This is a genomic window from Aquisalimonas lutea (assembly GCF_030409225.1).
In the GTDB taxonomy this organism is placed as follows: Bacteria; Pseudomonadota; Gammaproteobacteria; order Nitrococcales; family Aquisalimonadaceae; genus Aquisalimonas; species Aquisalimonas lutea.
Genome location: NZ_JAUFPK010000001.1, coordinates 198635 through 213879, shown reverse-complemented (window position 1 = coordinate 213879; position 15245 = coordinate 198635). Strand labels below are relative to the sequence as shown.

Here is a 15245-nt window from a genome sequence, read left to right as displayed (position 1 = left end):
CCGGGGCTACCTACACGGACGTGTGTACGGCGTGTCCGTGACCGGAGGCCCCGCTCCCGCGCCCCGGACTGGCCGCGCGACGGGCTGTGGTCTACAGCGAGATCAGCTGCTCGAAGATGCGGAAGCCGGCGATGTAGGTGCCCGCGGCCGAGCCCAGGGTGGCGAACAGGAACACCAGCAGGGTGCGGGCGACGCGGTTGCGCCACCAGCCGCGCATGGAGGTGACGTCGCTGCGCAGGCTGGCGAAGTGGCCGACGTTGGGCTTGCGCATGGTCATCTCGATGGCGGCTGCCACGAAGCCGGCGCCGATGGTGGGATTCAGGGAGGTCAGCGGCGCCGCGAAGAAGGTGCCGATGATGGTCAGCGGGTGGGCCCAGGCCAGGGTCGTCGCAGCCGCCGAGAGCACGCCGTTGATCAGGAACCACTCGCCGACCAGTTGCGCCCCGAGCTGGGGATTGCGGCTGAAGCCGATGACGAAGCCGGACAGGATCAGCGCCACGATGATCCACGGGATCGCCCGGGTCCAGCGGGCGCCCCGGGGAACGGTGTCCAGCGCCCGGCGCGCTTCCGTGGGGTTGGATGCGTCATCGCGCTGCAGATGGCCCGTCAGCCCCTTGAGATGCCCGGCGCCGATGACCACCAGGATATTGCGGTACTGGCCCTGGGCGTTCTCCTCGCGCAGGCGCAGCGCCATGTAGGCATCGCGTTCCGCGATGAGCGGCTCATAGAGCCGCTCGGAGCGCTGGGCGAACTCGGCGAACGTGGACTCCAGCACGTCGCCTTCCTTGAGCCGCTCGATGTCCTCGGGGCTGATGTCCTGGCGCGTGACCAGGCTGGCCAGGAGACCGGAGATCAGGCCGAAGCGCTGCCACCAGGGGATGTTGCGGTAGACGCGGCGCAGGGTCGTGCCGATCTCGCGGTCGATGAGCAGCACCGGTAGGCCGGCGGCGCGCGCCTCCTGGACGGCGGCCTGCATCTCCGCGCCCGGCTGGATGCCGGCCTGGTCCGCGACACGCTGCTGGTAGGCGCCCAGTGCCAGGCTGGCGGCCACCATGCCGGCCTTGCCCTCGCGGAAGACCTGGAAGAGGTCCATCTGCGCCATGCGGTCGGGCTGCATCAGGCTCTGATAGCGGGTCGCGCAGAGCTCCACGGCAACGGCGTCGAATTCGCCGGAGCGGATCAGCTCGGTGACCTCGTCGGCGCTGGCGCGGGAGACATGGGCCGTGCCCAGGAGCGTGTACCGGCTGTCACCCGACTGGATTTCCCGGCGCGGGCCGCCGGACTGGGCTGCTGCAGACATGATGGCCCCGTTGGCATCGTGGAGCGGCGATTATCCATGATCCGGTCATGGCAACCAAGGGAGACGCCGCGGGGCGACAGGCAGGCCGCCGGGCGGTAGGCTTGCAGGCATGCTGGATCGAATCCGCCGCTGGCGGAGCCGCCGCGTGCTTCGCCGTGCCGCCATCAACACTGCCGTCTGGGACGAGCTCATGACCGGCCTGCCCGTGTGCGCCGGGCTGGATGCCGACGAGCGCGCGCGGCTGCACCGGACCGCGTCGCTGTTCCTGCACGACAAGCGCCTGGAGCCGCTGGCCGGCGTGGTGCTGGACGAATCCCGACGGGCGGCCCTGGCGGCGCTCGCGTGCCTGCCGGTGCTGAACCTCGGCCTGGCCGCCTACCGCGGCTGGCGCACGGTGCTGATCTATCCGGAGGAGTTCCTGGCCCGGCATGCGTATACCGACGATGCCGGCCTGGCCCACGAGGAAGTCGCGCCGCTGGCGGGCGAGGCCTGGGACGGCGGGCCCGTGGTCCTGTCCTGGGAGGACGTGGAGCGTTCCCTCGAGCTGGACGGCTACAACGTGGTGATCCACGAGTTCTGCCACAAGCTGGACATGAGCAACGGCGAGGCCAACGGCCTGCCGCCGCTGCCGGCCGAGATGCCCCTGGCGGCGTGGACGCAGGCGTTCACCGAGGCCTATGATCGCATGTGCGCAGACGTGGAGGCGGGCCGCGAGACGCTGCTGGATCCCTATGCCGCCGAGGCCCCGGGCGAGTTCTTCGCCGTGGCGTGCGAATCCTTCTTCGAGCGTCCCCGGGCCCTGCGCGCCGCCATGCCCGCCGTCTACGACCAGCTGCGGCAGTACTTCCGCCAGGACCCCGGCCGCCGGCTGGCATGACCCCGTGATCCGGCCGCCAGGCAAGCGGGGACGCCTCATCAGCCGTCATCGTCCTCATCGCCGTCATCTTCGGCATCATCGTCGTCTTCGGAGTCGTCGTCCTCCTCGCGATCGTCGCCATCGTCGCAGGCCGGATCCCGCGTGAACTCGTCGCCCGGGTCGACAAGAATCTCCCCCGCCATGAAGTTGCGGCCCACGAGCATGCGCGTGCTGAGCTCCTCCCGGTCAGCCAGGTTGATCTCCTTCGTTCGTTCCACCGTGCCGACGCACAGGGCCAGCTCGACCACGTAGCGTTCGGTCACCCCCGAGGCGCTGCGGATGCGGATGGTGCGCTCCACCGGTCGCTCGAAGGTGTGCTCGTTGCCGTCGTCGTCGGCCACCTCGAAGCGCACCCAGTCCTCGCCGTCCTTCTCGAACGGTTCCGGATCGGGGGCGTGCAGCGAGGAGGTCTCCGCCCCGGTGTCCAGCTTGGCTTCCAGGGTCATGTCGGCATCGACGAGCTTGACCCGTTCGGTCCAGCCGAAGATGCTTTTGCCGTGGACGGTGCCGCCGGCGACAATGGTGGCGACGAGGCCGAGGCCGAGGGCGAAGAGGCGGAGCCATGGGGGCCGGGGCATGATGGTTCCTTGTGATGGCGGTGGGTGATGGTCCGCTGAAGTTTTGCAAGCGGGTGTGATCAGGTCAACGAGCAGGGAGGACGGCCGTGCGAACACTGATGCTGTACGGCGTGGGGCTGACATTTCTGGGTCTCGCCATGGCGGCGGGGCAGGCCGAGCCGCGGGGCGTTCCCGCCGAGCTCCGCTCCGGGGCGCTACAGGGCGAGGAGCTGACCGACGGGGACCGCTCCGTTTCCGGCGCCGGCGACCGTGAGCGCCTGGTTCTCACCCTGCACCAGGGCGGCCTCGCGCAGGTATTCGAACGCCGCCAGGTGGGATTGCGGGCACAGCGGCAGCTCCTGCGCCTCCAGGGCGTACCGGCCGAGATGCAGACGCGGACGCTGACCGTCTCGGGGGAGGGAGAGCCCATGGTGCACGGCGTGCGCCTGCGCAACCGCCTGGTGTCGCCGGACCGGCTCCTGGATGCCTACCGGGGCCGGGAGGTGCGCCTGGTCCGCGAGCGGTCCGATGGCACGCGGGCGCAGCGGCGGGGGCGGCTGCTCGGGGTTGCCGACGGGCAGGTGGCGGTCGCCGGGGACGATGGCGTGGAGCTGCTCGCCCGGGACGGTCCCTGGCGGGTCGTGGTCCCGGGTGTGCCGGATTCCCTGGTCACCGTGCCCGCCCTGGACCTGGAGCTGACCTCGGAGCTGCCCGGCCGCCAGTGGCTGGCCATGAGCTATCTGACACCGGGGCTCGGCTGGCAGGCAGGGTACGTGCTCACCCTCGACATAGATGCCGAGCACATGGGGCTGCAAGGCTGGGCGGAGCTGAGCAATGACACGGCAACGGCTTTCCGGGATGCGGACATCCGCCTGGTCGCCGGGGCCTCGGTGCCGGGGCTGCAACGCTCCGCCGACCACGCCATGCATACCATGGAGCGGGCTGTCAGTGAGCCGGAAGCGGTCGCCGAGCAATATCGCTTCCGGCTGCAGGAGCCGGTGTCGCTGGAGCCGGGGGATCAGCACCAGGTCCGCCTGCTTGCCGCCGCCGACCACGCCGTGGAGCGTACGTACCGGCTGCAGGGCCAGGTCACGTTCGGACAGCAGACGCGGGCCGGCGAGCCGCCGGTCACCACCCACCTGCATTTCGACAACACCGGACCGGGGCTGGGGCGCCCCCTTCCGGCCGGTCCGGTGCGGGTCTATCAGCGTGACGACGACGGCGAGCCGGTGCTCATGGGGGAGGATCGAATGCCGGCCACCCCGTCGGGCGAGGCGGTGGCGCTGACCACCGGAGCCGCCTTCGATCTTGTCGCCGAGCGCCGCCAGACCGGCTATCGGCGCCTGGACGACGATACCGAGGAGCAGCGCTGGCGCATCCGCATACGCAACGCCGGCGACCGTGATCGCACCGTGCGCGTCGAGGAGGCGTTTCCCGGCGACTGGACCATCCTGGAGGCGTCCCGGGAATTCGAGCGCCCGGATGCGCGGCACGCGCGCTGGACGCTGACCGTGCCCGCGGAGGAGGAGGTGACCCTGGCGTACCGGGTCGAGATCCGGCGGTGAGGGGAACGGCTGCCGGCGCCGTGCCCCATGGGACGTGTTAGCACGACAGCGCCGCCGCGCGCATCGACTGGCCGCCGTCCCAGCTGCCGAGCAGCGCGGCCATGTCCGCCGCGGCCAGCGGCCGGCTGAACAGGAACCCCTGCATGGCGCGGCAGTGCATGTTCTGTAGCGTCTGCAGCTGCTCGCGGGTCTCGACGCCCTCGGCAACCACGCTCAGGCCCAGCCCGCGGGCCATGCTGATGATGGTGCGCACCAGGGTGCCTTCATCGGCCGTCGTGTGGATCCCGTGAATGAAGGACTGGTCGATCTTCAGGGAGTGAATGGGCAGCCGCTGCAGGTAGCTCAGGGACGAGTAGCCGGTGCCGAAATCGTCGATGGCGAAACGGATCCCCCGCCCGCTGAGCTCGCGCAGCTTGTCCACCACGGCGTCGACGTTGCGCAGGAGCAGGTGCTCGGTAATCTCGAACTCCAGCCGCTCCGGCGGAAAGCCCGTCTCGTGGAGTACGGCCAGTACACCCTCGACGAAATCCGGCTGCTCCACCTGCAGACTGGAGAGGTTTATCGCAAGCCGCGGCGGCGCCTCGGGACTGCCCCAGCGCAGGCACTCGCGACAGGCCTCGCGCAGGAGCCACAGGCTGATGGGCACGATCAGGCCGGTCTGCTCCGCCACCGGGATGAAGTCCATGGGCGTGATCATACCCCGCTCGGGATGCCGCCAGCGCAGCAGGGCCTCCACCGCGACGATGCTGCCGTCGTCCGTGTCCACCTGGGGCTGGTACACCACCTGGAGCTCCTGGTTGCCCAGCGCCCGCCGCAGGCCGGTTTCCATGCTCAGGTAGTGGTCCATGCGGTTGCCCATGCCGGCATCGTAGAAGGCGTAGTGGGCTGCTTCGTGACTCTTGGCGTGGTACATGGCGGTATCGGCGTGCTTGACCAGGCTCTCCATGGTCTCGCCGTGTTCCGGGTAGACGGCGATGCCGATGCTCACCCCGAGATAGACTTCCTGGTCGTCCAGCTCGAACGGCGTCTCCAGGGCCCCGACACACTTCTGCGCCACCCGCGCAGCGGAGTCCTCGCGTTCCAGCTTGGGCAGCAGCACGGTGAACTCGTCACCGCCCATGCGCGCCAGCGTGTCGCCCTCGCGCAGGCATTCCCGGAGACGGCGGGCGACCTGCTCGAGAATCCGGTCGCCGAAGGAATGGCCGAGGCTGTCGTTGACCATCTTGAACCGGTCCAGGTCCAGGAACAGCACTGCCGCCCGGTTCTGGGAGCGCCGCGCCTGGGCCAGGGACTGGCGCAGGCGGTCCTGGAACAGCGCGCGGTTGGGCAGGCCCGTGAGCATGTCATGGTAGGCCTGGTGGCGGATGATGGCCTCGGCGTGCTTGCGTTCGGTGACGTCCCGGGCGACGCCGTACGTGCCGAGGAAGCCGCCCTCCGGGTCCCCCCCGCCGTCGCCGTACATGCCCGTGGCGTTGAGGTCGACGTGCACCGGGTCGCCGCCGCCGGAGCGCTGCAGCCGCAGCTCCAGGCCGCGGGTGGCGCGATCCCCGGTGCGGCGCTCGTTGAAGCAGTAGCGGGCGAGCGCCCGGTCCGCGCGCACGATGATCTGGCTGAAATGCCGGCCGAGCAGCATCTCGGGCTGATATCCCAGCAGATGACGGACGGTGTTGTTCACGAAGGTGAAACGGCCCTCGTTGTCCAGCACGTAGATGAGGTCCGGGGAGTTGTCGACGATGAACTGGTAGAGCCGCTCGGAACGGCGCAGCCGGCTGCTCATCTCGCGGTTGGTGCGGGACAGTCGCCGTCGCTCGACGGTGTTCTGTACCGTGAGAAGCAGCTCGTCGGGCCCGCAGGGCTTGCGCAGGAAATCCGCAGCGCCGTGGCGCAGCGCCTGGATGGGCGCGCTGGCGGAGGGGTCGGCGGTGAACACGACGATGTCGACGTCGCTGTCGCGGAGCTCGCGCACGAGAACGAGACCGTCGCCGTCGGGGAACTGCGGGTCCACCAGCACGACCCCGTAACCACCGGATTGCAGCGCCGTTCGCGCCTCGGCCAGCGTTGCCGCGGTGTCCAGGGGAAGTGAGCGGGCGGCGGCCAGCGCTTCCAGGCTGGCGAGCATGCGCGGGTGCGGATCCACCGCGAGAATCCGTTCATCCGTTCCGTTCATGGCTACTATCCCACCCAAATCCATCGCCACATGCCCGGTGCGGGCCACACCCGGCCCGGTCCGCCATTATTCACTCGGTGTGTGTCACGCCTGAGTCATCCGGAAAGGACGCAGGTACGAGCACCTGGATACGGGTTCCCTCGCCCGGCACCTGCCGGTGGGTCAGCCAGCCGCCCATGTCCCGCAACAGGGCGTTGGCCACGTTGAGGCGCTCCCCTTCGGCGCCGTCCGTCCGTGCGGCTCGTTCTCCGACCAGTTGTTCCCGCACGGAATCGGGAAACCCGGATCCGTTGTCTTCAACGACAATCTCAATGTAGCGCTGTCCGGCCGTTTCCACAAAACCCGACGTGCGCAGCGTGACCAGGGACGCGCCGTTGATGTGGCCTCCCACGGCGCGCAGCAGGTTCAGAAGCACCTGCTGCAGCGCCGGCGGTGCGCTCGCGGCCGACTGGTCGAGTACCGGGTCGAGCGCCAGCGCCGGGGTGAGGCCCGCCGGTAACGCGCCGCTGCGCGCGGCCAGTTGTGCCACCCGGCGGACCTGCTCGTTGACCGATGCCCATGCGGGCTCCCCGGAGTCGGGGTTGTCCTCCGCCAGCAGCCGCGCCAGGCGCTGGGCCTCCTCGCCCACGGCCAGCAGGCTGGTGCGTGCGGGATGATCCGCCTCCAGCTGCTGCTCCAGTGCTGCGAGATAGTTCTGCATGATGGCCAGCGGCGTACCCGCTTCCTGGCGGAGCTCGTCGTGCTCGAGGGCCGTGGCGGCCAGGCTCTCGCGGAGCTGATCATCCTGCCGGCGCCGCCATCGCTCGGCCGCCAGAAGGGCGCGCCCGGCCTCCCGGGCGAAAGCCAGCAGCAGCGGGGACTCGTCCAGCAATGCGGAGACCTGGTCGTGGCGGATGCCGAGCACCAGCACGCCGACCGGGGTCCGATCCGCGCGCATGGGCATGCACAACAGGCCGTCGCCGGGCAGCTGGGCGCACAGCTGCCGGTCGATGACGCTCAGGCCGGATTCCACCTCGGGGTCGAGGGTGTGTAGCGGGTGGTCGTCCAGCAGGCACCGGGCGAGGAGGCTCCGCTCGCGCGCCAGGGGCACGCGGAACTCGGCCAGGCGCGGGTCGTGCCCGGTGGGCGGGTCGACGCGCAGGAACCCGCCGTCGGTTTCGCGCTGCAGGCACAGTACGTGGGGGATGCCGAACAGCAGCATGACGCACCGGGCGATGCCGTCGACGGGCTGGTCGCTGAACAGGTGGCGGCGTACGTCGCCGATCAGCGTGGCCTGGCGCAGCCCCTGCCCGACGGCGCTGTCGCGGCCGGTTGCCTGGGTGGGAAGCGGCGCCGGCTCGCCGTGCTCGGCTAGCGCGGACTGGATTCGCTCGCGGTCGCTGCGGCCCTGGTGGCTGATGCAGTAGAGCGCCGTGGGCCCCAGGTCGAACAGGCGGCCGGCGACGTAGCGGGCAACCGCGTCCGGTTCCGTGCTGGTGCCGATCAGGGCCCGGGCGACGGCCACCGTCCGGACCAGGCCGTGGGCGTCGGCCAGGGTATCGGCTTCTTCCTGGTGGTAGCGCACGGCGTCCACCAGCAGCGGCGGCAGGCCCCAGCGCTGGAGCAGGTCCCCGCCCAGGGCGAGATGATCCACGCCCAGGCGCTCGCGCTCCAGGGAAGGCAGGTAGCGATCGTCGGCGCGGGCCTCGTCGAGGATCGCGCTGTAGTCTTCCTTGAGCTGGTAGGACAGGGCCAGCTGGCCGATGTTGTGCAGCAGCCCGGCCAGGTAGGCCTCCTCCGGCCGGGCACTGCCGGTATGCCGGGCGATCTGTCGCGCCAGCGTGGCGCAGTCCAGGGACTGCTCCCACAGCATGGGCAGCCAGTTCCGGTTCTGGCCGGCGATGGAGCTGAAGAACTGCTGGACGGTGGCCGCCAGTGCCAGGCTGCGCACGGTATCCATGCCCAGTGTGTAGACGGCGCCTTCCAGGGTGGTGATCGGGTGGCTGCGGGCGAAAACCGGCGCCGACGCCGCGGCCAGGACGCGCGTGCTGATGGCCGCGTCCCGGCTGATGATCCGGCGCGCATCGGCGGGCACGGCCTCCTCGTCGCCACAGAGCCGGAGCAGCGGCGTCAGCAGTTCCGGGGGGCTCGGCAGCTCGTTGAGACGGGCGCGTCGCAGGGCGTCGACGGAGACATTGACCATGATGCTACTGTTGAGCAATCGTTCAGTGGCGTCAACCATTTGCTGCCGGTTCCGGCAGTGTTTTCCTAACGAAGCAGCTGGGTCGCGATGCGGGCGGCGACCTGCTCCGGGGGGACATCGCCGCAGTCGATGCGCAGGTCGGCATGCCGTGCGTACAGGGGCAGGCGCTCCGCCGCCAGGTCCGAGAGGTCCTGATCCGGACGCATGGCCAGTCCGCGGTTCTCGCCGTCGCCGACCCGGCGCTCGAGCTCGGCCAGGGGAACGTTGAGCCAGACGACGGTGCCCAGCCGGGCCAGGGCCTCCATGGCGGGCTCACTGTAGACCATGGAGCCGCCGGTGGCGATGACGGTATCGTCACAGTCCAGGTTCTGCGCTTCCCGGGCCTCGGCGGAGAGAACTCCGCCGGGGCCCTTGCTGTCTACAATGGCCTGAAGCGAGCAGCCTTCCTGCTCTTCCACAAGGGTATCGGTGTCCAGGAAGCGTTTGCCGAGCCGTTCGGCGAGTGCGCGGCCCACGGTGCTCTTGCCGCTGCCGGGCATGCCGATGAGGACGAGGTTGCCGGAGCCTGCCATGTGTTCCTGCCCGATGCGGGGTGCCTGGCCTCCATGATACCTGCCGTCACGGCGACAATGTTATCCGTCGCAACGCTGTGCGAGAGTATCCGGGACACGCGGAGGGTTGCCACGAACCGTTTCACCAGGAGGACGATGACCATGACGACGGGACGACGCATGATCGGCTTGTGCCTGGCGGCGCTCGCGGTACTTGCGCTGGGCGCATGCGCGCAGACCAGCCAGCAGGTGCGCCTGGCGCCGGAAGCGCAGGTGCAGGGAAGCGGCATCAGCGAGGGCCGCGAGGTGGCGGTGCGGATCGTCGATACCCGGGATGATCCCACCCTGGGCACCCTGGAGAACCGCGACCAGGAGGACGGCACGCTGACCAGCGCCACGGATCTGCGCCACGTGCTGGAAGGCACCGTGGAGGAGGCCCTGGAGGCGAACGGCTTCACCGTCATCGGGTGGGACGACAACGCCCGGCGTCGCCTGCAGGTGGAGATCGTGGACGTCAGCCACCAGGTCTCGTCCGCCGTGCCCCGCGAGGTCGATACCCGGGTCGAGCTCCGCTCCGAGGCCTATCGCGGCGACCACCGCCTGACCGGACGGGCCGTGGCCAGCGACTCGGACAAGGTGATGACCCGGCCGGATGCCCGGGAGAACGCCGAATACCTGGATGCCGTCTTCGGTCGCGGCGTCGGGCGGCTGCTGAACGTGGATCTTCTCGATTTCCTGGCGGCTGACTGATGCGGACAGCGAGCGCCTGCAACGGCGCCGTCGGGTATGCACTCCGGGCCTTCCGGGGCTGGCTCGGGCCGCCGCTGTGCCTGCTGGTGCTGGCGGTGGTCCCGCCGCTGCCGGCGTCGTCCGGGGCGGATACGACGGCGAGTGGAGGAATCCCGGAGTTCCGCGCCGAGTACGAGCTGGAGCGCAACAGCATGCGCGCCGCCCGGCTGACCCGCACCCTGCGCTGTGACGACGGCATGTGCCGGTTCACCTCCGAGGGCCGCACGGTGGGGTTCATCGATCTGCTGTTGCGGGGCCGGATCGAGGAGTCCACGCAGTTCCGGTTCGACGGCGACGGCATCGAGCCGCGGGACTATACCTATCGCCAGTCCGCCCGGGGCGACAACGACGAGTACGTGCGCCTGTTCTTCGACCCCCGGACCGGCCGGGTGAGCAGCCGCGGCGACGACCAGTGGCAGGATCACCTGGACGGCGAGGTCATGGACGAGCTGCTCTCGCAGCTCCGGCTCATGCTGGCCGTGCGCGCGGGCGAGACGGAGATGGAGTTCACCGTCGTCGAAGGCGACGGCGACCGGGATGTCTACCGCTTTGCCGTAGTGGGCGAGGAGCCGGTGGAGACCGGGGCCGGCACCTACGACGCCGTCAAGGTCGAGCGCGTCGGCGGCTCGGACAAGCGCACCACGGTCATGTGGTTCGCCCCGGCGCTGGAGTTCATCCCCCTGGTGGTGCGCCAGGAACAGGAAGGCGGGGAGAACTACACCGCCACGCTGTCGAGCATCGAGCGCGAGCCGCGGATCTATACCCCCGGGGACTGAGGCGGTACTGCCGGCGCGGGAATGGTTCGGCGTTTCTTTTACGGCGTGAAGCGGTGCAGCGCCTGCTCCCGGTTGCCCGCCCGGACCGCCACGGTGAGTGCGAGATCGCCATACCCCGCCCCCAGATAGCCGAACACCGCACCGGTGTCCAGGCACACGTGGGACAGGCGCCGGCGCACTTCGGGGTCCGGCGTATGCCCGCAGTACGTGGGCGATAGCCCGGGCTGGCGTTCCGGCAGATCGCTGCCGGCCGGGCGCGCCATGAGGTCGCGCGTCCACACGAGGGTCTGCGGCTCGACTCCGGGCAGGCCGGCGTCGATGTCCGCATCGGTCATCACGGCGGTGCGCTGCCCCGGCGGCAACTCCGCGTGCACCAGCTGATAGCGCCCTTCGCCGCTGCCCACCACGAGCACGTGGGGCAGCCGTGCGGCGGCCTCCACCGCGGCGGTGAAGGTCTCGTCGCCGGCCAGCCGCCCGGTACCCGGGAACCAGTCGCCGCCGTTGAGCAGGTGCAGCTGCCTGGCCTGGGAGAAGTCCTGATCGCCGTCGGCCAGGCGCTGCGCCAGCATGTCCTCGTGGTTGCCCATCACCGAGTGGAACCAGGGTTCCTGCAGTAGTGCCAGGCAGCCCGGGGAGTCCGGGCCGCGGTCGATGAGATCGCCTACCACCAGCACCCGGTCGGCGGCCGGATCGAAATGCAGTGCCTCCAGTGCCCGGTCGAAGACGGCGCGGCAACCGTGGAGGTCGCCGAACACCAGGTCCCGCCCGTGGGTATTGGCCTCCAGGTACTGTTGCCGTATCGCGCTTGATTGCTCCGGTGATGCCGAATCGCTCATGGCGGCAGTCTGCCTCGCCTGGGTGGCTCGTGTCTCCCCGGGCGACCGCAGGGAATGGGGCCGGGTTCCCCGGAACCGGAACGGGCTCACTTCGTACTATTATTGTATAATAAATGTATAGATTAGACGCAGTACCCGCTTACCGACAAGGAGCATACCGGCATGACACGAGCAATCACCGGCTGGGTCCTGGGATTGGCGCTACTGGTCGGCGCCGGACCCGCGCAGGCGGAGGCGGTGACCAGCCAGGGCGTGGAGATCCCGGCGACGGCGACGGTCGCCGACACGGAGCTGGTCCGGTTCGGCCACGGCGTTGCCCGCTATGCCGGGATCTTCCGGGTCTACGTGGCCGCGTTGTACGGCCCCGGCGATGTTCCCCCGGATGATCTCCTGGACCGCAATGTCCCCCGGCGCCTGGAGATTACCTACCTGCGCTCGGTGGCGGCGGTGGATATCCGCGAGGCGACGGACGTCGTACTGGCCGAGCAGTACTCCGCGGCCGAGCGCGCGGCCTTCGCCGATCGCTTCGAGGCGTTCAACGCCCTGTACGAGGATGTCGGCGAAGGCGACCGCTATGCCTACGAGTACCACCCGGACGGCGAGGCGTCCCGCCTGTACCGCAACGGCGAGCTGCAGGGAACCGTCAGCGGTGCGGACTTCGCCCGGGCGTACCTGGGCATCTGGCTGGGGGAGATGCCGCTGTCGGACAGCCTCAAGGCCGACCTGCTCGGGGGGAGCGGCACCTAGCCGATGGTCATCGCGCCGTCATTGCCGCGGCGTTATGCTGGACGTAGACGGACGCGGAACTGCGGAGGGAAGAATGGGCAGCACCGAGACCGACGGCCTGCGCGCCTACGTGCTGGATACCAACGTGCTCATTCACGATCCCGGCGCGCCGTACAAGTTCAAGGAGCACAGCGTCATCATCCCCATGACGGTGCTCGAGGAGCTGGATCGGCTCAAGAGCGGAAGCACGGATGTCTCCCGCAGCGCACGCCAGGCGACCCGGACGCTCGGCACGCTTCTCGACCGCATGGACCAGGGCGCGGTGGCGCAGGGCATTCCGGTCGGGCAGCCGCCGGACCCGGACGTGGCGCCCGGGCGGCTGTACTTCCTCATGCGCGGGGCGGACCGGGAGATCCCGGGCCTGGAGCGGGAGTCCGCCGACAACCGGATCATCGCCGAAGTGCGCGAGGCCCAGAGCGCGCGCCCCGAAGAAGCGGTGATCCTGGTCAGCAAGGACGTGAACCTGCGCGTGAAGTGTGCGGCCCTGGGCATCCGCGTCGAGGACTACCGCAACGATCAGGTCCTGGACGACATCGCGGCCATGACCAGCGGCGTGCACGTCGGCGGGCCGACGTTCTGGGACGACCTGGGCGCCGATGTCACCTCCTGGAAGGACGGCGGCCAGACCTTCTACCGGGTGGCCGGGCCGGCCGTGTCCGAGTGGTATCCCGGCCTTCTCGTCTGCGAGAACGAGCACAGCGGCTTCGAGGCCATCGTACGCGAGCACGAGGGCGATGCCGCGGTGCTCGAGGTCTGCCGCAGCCATCGCGGCGACCGCGGCGGCATCTGGGGCGTGAACGGCCGCAACACGCGCCAGAACTTCGCGCTCAACATCCTCCTGGACCCGGCCATCGACCTGGTGACCATCGCCGGCCAGGCGGGTACCGGCAAGACCTACATGGCCCTGGCCGCGGGGCTGCACCAGCTCTACGACGACCGCCGCTTCGAGCGCATCATCGTCACCCGGGAGACAGTGCCCATGGGGGAGGACATCGGCTTCTTGCCGGGCACCGAAGAGGAGAAGATGGCGCCCTGGATGGGCGGCATCCAGGACAACCTGGAGGAGCTGCTGCGCACCGAGGACAGCTGGACCGCGGCCGCCGGCAAGGACATGCTCGCCGGCCGCATCCTGTTCCGCTCGCCGGTATTCATGCGCGGGCGCACGTTCAACGACACCTACCTGATCATCGACGAGGCCCAGAACCTCTCGCCGAAGCAGATCAAGAGCCTGGTCACCCGCGCCGGCCGGGGCACCAAGATCATCTGCCTGGGCAACGTGCGCCAGATCGACAGCCCTTATCTCACGGAGACCACCTGCGGCCTGACGTACCTGGTCCAGCGCTTCCGCCGCTGGCCCCACGCGGCCCACGTCACCCTCCAGGAGGTGGAGCGCTCCCGGCTGGCCCTGCAGGCGGAGGACGTGCTCTGAGCCGCTGAGGCGGTTCCCGGGTGCGATTCCGGCCCGTGGCCGCGCCGGGGCATTCCGGCCGGGCGACTCGTGGAGCGCCGGAGCGCAGGCCGTCCGGCCCCGCAGGGGTGGCGGCAGGGATGCCGCCACCGGCTGTCAGCACAGGGATGTGCTGTCAGCCGGCCAGGCCGGAGCGGAGGATAGGCCCCTTGCTTCGGAGGAAGCAGGGGGCCGTAAGCGGAACTCCGGAGCCCGGCCGGAATGCCCCGGCGCGGCCACGGGCCGGACCCACCGGACCTACGCCGATTCCTTCTCGTCGCCCAGGCCCACGTTGTTCTTCTCCAGCACCCGCTCGGCGCGGTAGCTGGAGCGCACCAGCGGGCCGGAGACGACTTCCAGGAAGCCCTTGGCCAGCCCCCATTCGCGGTACATGGCGAACTGGTCCGGCGTGACGTAGCGCTCCACGGGCAGGTGGTTCACCGTCGGGCGCAGGTACTGGCCGAAGGTGACGATGTCCACGTTGTGGGCGCGCAGGTCGTCCATCGTCTCGTCGATCTCCTCGTCCGTCTCGCCCAGGCCCAGCATGAGGCTGGTCTTGGTGAGCACGTCCGGCCGGTGGGCCTTGGCGTGGGCGAGCACGTCCAGCGTCTGCTGGTACGAGGCGCGCGGGTCGCGGACCGGGTGCGTGAGCCGGCGGACGGTCTCGACGTTCTGGGCGAACACGGAGATGCCGGAATCGACCACCTTCTCGATGTCGTGGGAGCGCCCGCAGAAATCCGGGGTGAGCACCTCCACCGCCGTTTCCGGATTCTCGGCGCGGATGGCGCGCACGCAGTCGGCGTAGTGACCGGCGCCGCCGTCCGGCAGGTCGTCCCGGTCCACGGAGGTCAGGACCACGTACTTCAGGCCCATGAGCCGCACGGACTCGGCCGTGTTGGCCGGCTCCTCGGGATCCAGCCAGCCGCCGGGGTTGCCGGTGTCCACGGCGCAGAAGCGGCAGGCCCGGGTGCATACCGAGCCCATGAGCATGATGGTAGCGGTGCCCGCGTTCCAGCATTCGCCGATGTTCGGGCACATGGATTCCTCGCAGACCGTGCTCAGGCGGTGCTCGCGCACGGTGCGCTTGACCTCGCTATAGCCCTTGCCCGTGGGTACCCGGGCGCGCAGCCACGGCGGCTTATCGCCCCGCGGCACCGGTGCGGCATTGCGCTGCTGCTTGACGCCGTTCTTGATGGCGCTGAAACCGTGCTCGGTGCGGAACTTGCTCCCGCTGACCACCACGGGAATGTCCTTCAATCGGCTCATTCGGGTCTCCCGCTATCGCTCGCAAATCGCGGCTCACAGTTGATACAAGTGTGACGCACAGCCGCATTGCAGACAAATGCCCCCGGCGACGGGCGCCTGTTCCCGGC

General features: G+C 69.8%; 13 protein-coding genes. 6 read left to right on the top strand and 7 right to left on the bottom strand.

Features of this window, described 5'->3' with window-relative positions:
* Nucleotides 1-91: 91 nt before the first annotated feature.
* Nucleotides 92-1300 carry a TraB/GumN family protein gene (locus tag QWY84_RS01030; RefSeq protein WP_290200570.1) on the bottom strand — a complete coding sequence of 403 codons (1209 nt, stop codon included), beginning with the start codon at nucleotides 1298-1300 and terminating at the stop codon, nucleotides 92-94.
* Between the two features lie 109 nt (nucleotides 1301-1409).
* Here QWY84_RS01030 and QWY84_RS01025 point away from each other — a divergent pair, with 109 nt between their 5' ends.
* Nucleotides 1410-2177 (top strand): M90 family metallopeptidase, encoded by a 768-nt coding sequence (locus tag QWY84_RS01025; protein WP_290200569.1) that lies wholly within the window; start codon nucleotides 1410-1412, stop codon nucleotides 2175-2177.
* Nucleotides 2178-2215: 38 nt separating this feature from the next.
* On the opposite strand, the gene QWY84_RS01020 is transcribed toward QWY84_RS01025, so the two are convergent.
* On the bottom strand, nucleotides 2216-2794 hold the full coding sequence (locus tag QWY84_RS01020; protein WP_290200567.1) for an ATP-dependent zinc protease family protein: 579 nt from the start codon (nucleotides 2792-2794) through the stop codon (nucleotides 2216-2218).
* 86 nt (nucleotides 2795-2880) lie between these two features.
* Between QWY84_RS01020 and QWY84_RS01015 the strand changes: the two genes are divergently transcribed.
* The gene (locus QWY84_RS01015; RefSeq protein ID WP_290200565.1) at nucleotides 2881-4338 is read left to right on the top strand and encodes a DUF4139 domain-containing protein; all 1458 of its coding nucleotides are present in this window, start codon (nucleotides 2881-2883) and stop codon (nucleotides 4336-4338) included.
* Between the two features lie 37 nt (nucleotides 4339-4375).
* Here the strand turns inward: QWY84_RS01015 and QWY84_RS01010 are convergent, their stop codons facing one another.
* The 3 genes from QWY84_RS01010 to QWY84_RS01000 form a co-directional block, all read right to left on the bottom strand.
* A complete protein-coding gene (locus QWY84_RS01010) occupies nucleotides 4376-6505 on the bottom strand; it encodes a putative bifunctional diguanylate cyclase/phosphodiesterase (RefSeq protein WP_290200564.1) in 2130 nt (709 codons plus the stop codon).
* A 70-nt stretch (nucleotides 6506-6575) separates the two neighbouring features.
* A complete protein-coding gene (locus QWY84_RS01005; protein WP_290200562.1) occupies nucleotides 6576-8726 on the bottom strand; it encodes an HDOD domain-containing protein in 2151 nt (716 codons plus the stop codon).
* Between the two features lie 26 nt (nucleotides 8727-8752).
* Nucleotides 8753-9259: a shikimate kinase gene (locus QWY84_RS01000; RefSeq protein WP_290200561.1), complete on the bottom strand. Its 507-nt coding sequence runs from the start codon at nucleotides 9257-9259 to the stop codon at nucleotides 8753-8755.
* A gap of 141 nt (nucleotides 9260-9400) precedes the next feature.
* Between QWY84_RS01000 and QWY84_RS00995 the strand changes: the two genes are divergently transcribed.
* Both QWY84_RS00995 and QWY84_RS00990 read left to right on the top strand, forming a co-directional pair.
* A complete protein-coding gene (locus QWY84_RS00995) occupies nucleotides 9401-9988 on the top strand; it encodes a YajG family lipoprotein (RefSeq protein WP_290200560.1) in 588 nt (195 codons plus the stop codon).
* A complete protein-coding gene (locus QWY84_RS00990; RefSeq protein WP_290200559.1) occupies nucleotides 9988-10803 on the top strand; it encodes a DUF3108 domain-containing protein in 816 nt (271 codons plus the stop codon). The genes QWY84_RS00995 and QWY84_RS00990 overlap by 1 nt, the downstream gene beginning before the upstream one ends.
* 38 nt (nucleotides 10804-10841) lie before the next feature.
* Here QWY84_RS00990 and QWY84_RS00985 read toward each other — a convergent pair whose 3' ends face one another.
* Entirely contained in the window at nucleotides 10842-11639 is a 798-nt protein-coding gene (locus QWY84_RS00985) for a metallophosphoesterase (protein ID WP_290200558.1), read from the bottom strand.
* A 162-nt stretch (nucleotides 11640-11801) separates the two neighbouring features.
* On the opposite strand from QWY84_RS00985, the gene QWY84_RS00980 reads away from it, so the two are divergent.
* Nucleotides 11802-12386, top strand: coding sequence for a chalcone isomerase family protein (locus QWY84_RS00980; protein WP_290200557.1), 585 nt, complete (start codon nucleotides 11802-11804; stop codon nucleotides 12384-12386).
* Nucleotides 12387-12459: 73 nt separating this feature from the next.
* Complete coding sequence (locus QWY84_RS00975; RefSeq protein ID WP_290200556.1) at nucleotides 12460-13854, top strand: PhoH family protein; 1395 nt, start codon at nucleotides 12460-12462, stop codon at nucleotides 13852-13854.
* A gap of 276 nt (nucleotides 13855-14130) precedes the next feature.
* On the opposite strand, the gene lipA is transcribed toward QWY84_RS00975, so the two are convergent.
* The gene (gene lipA, locus QWY84_RS00970; protein WP_290200555.1) at nucleotides 14131-15138 is read right to left on the bottom strand and encodes a lipoyl synthase; all 1008 of its coding nucleotides are present in this window, start codon (nucleotides 15136-15138) and stop codon (nucleotides 14131-14133) included.
* Between the last annotated feature and the right edge of the window lie 107 nt (nucleotides 15139-15245).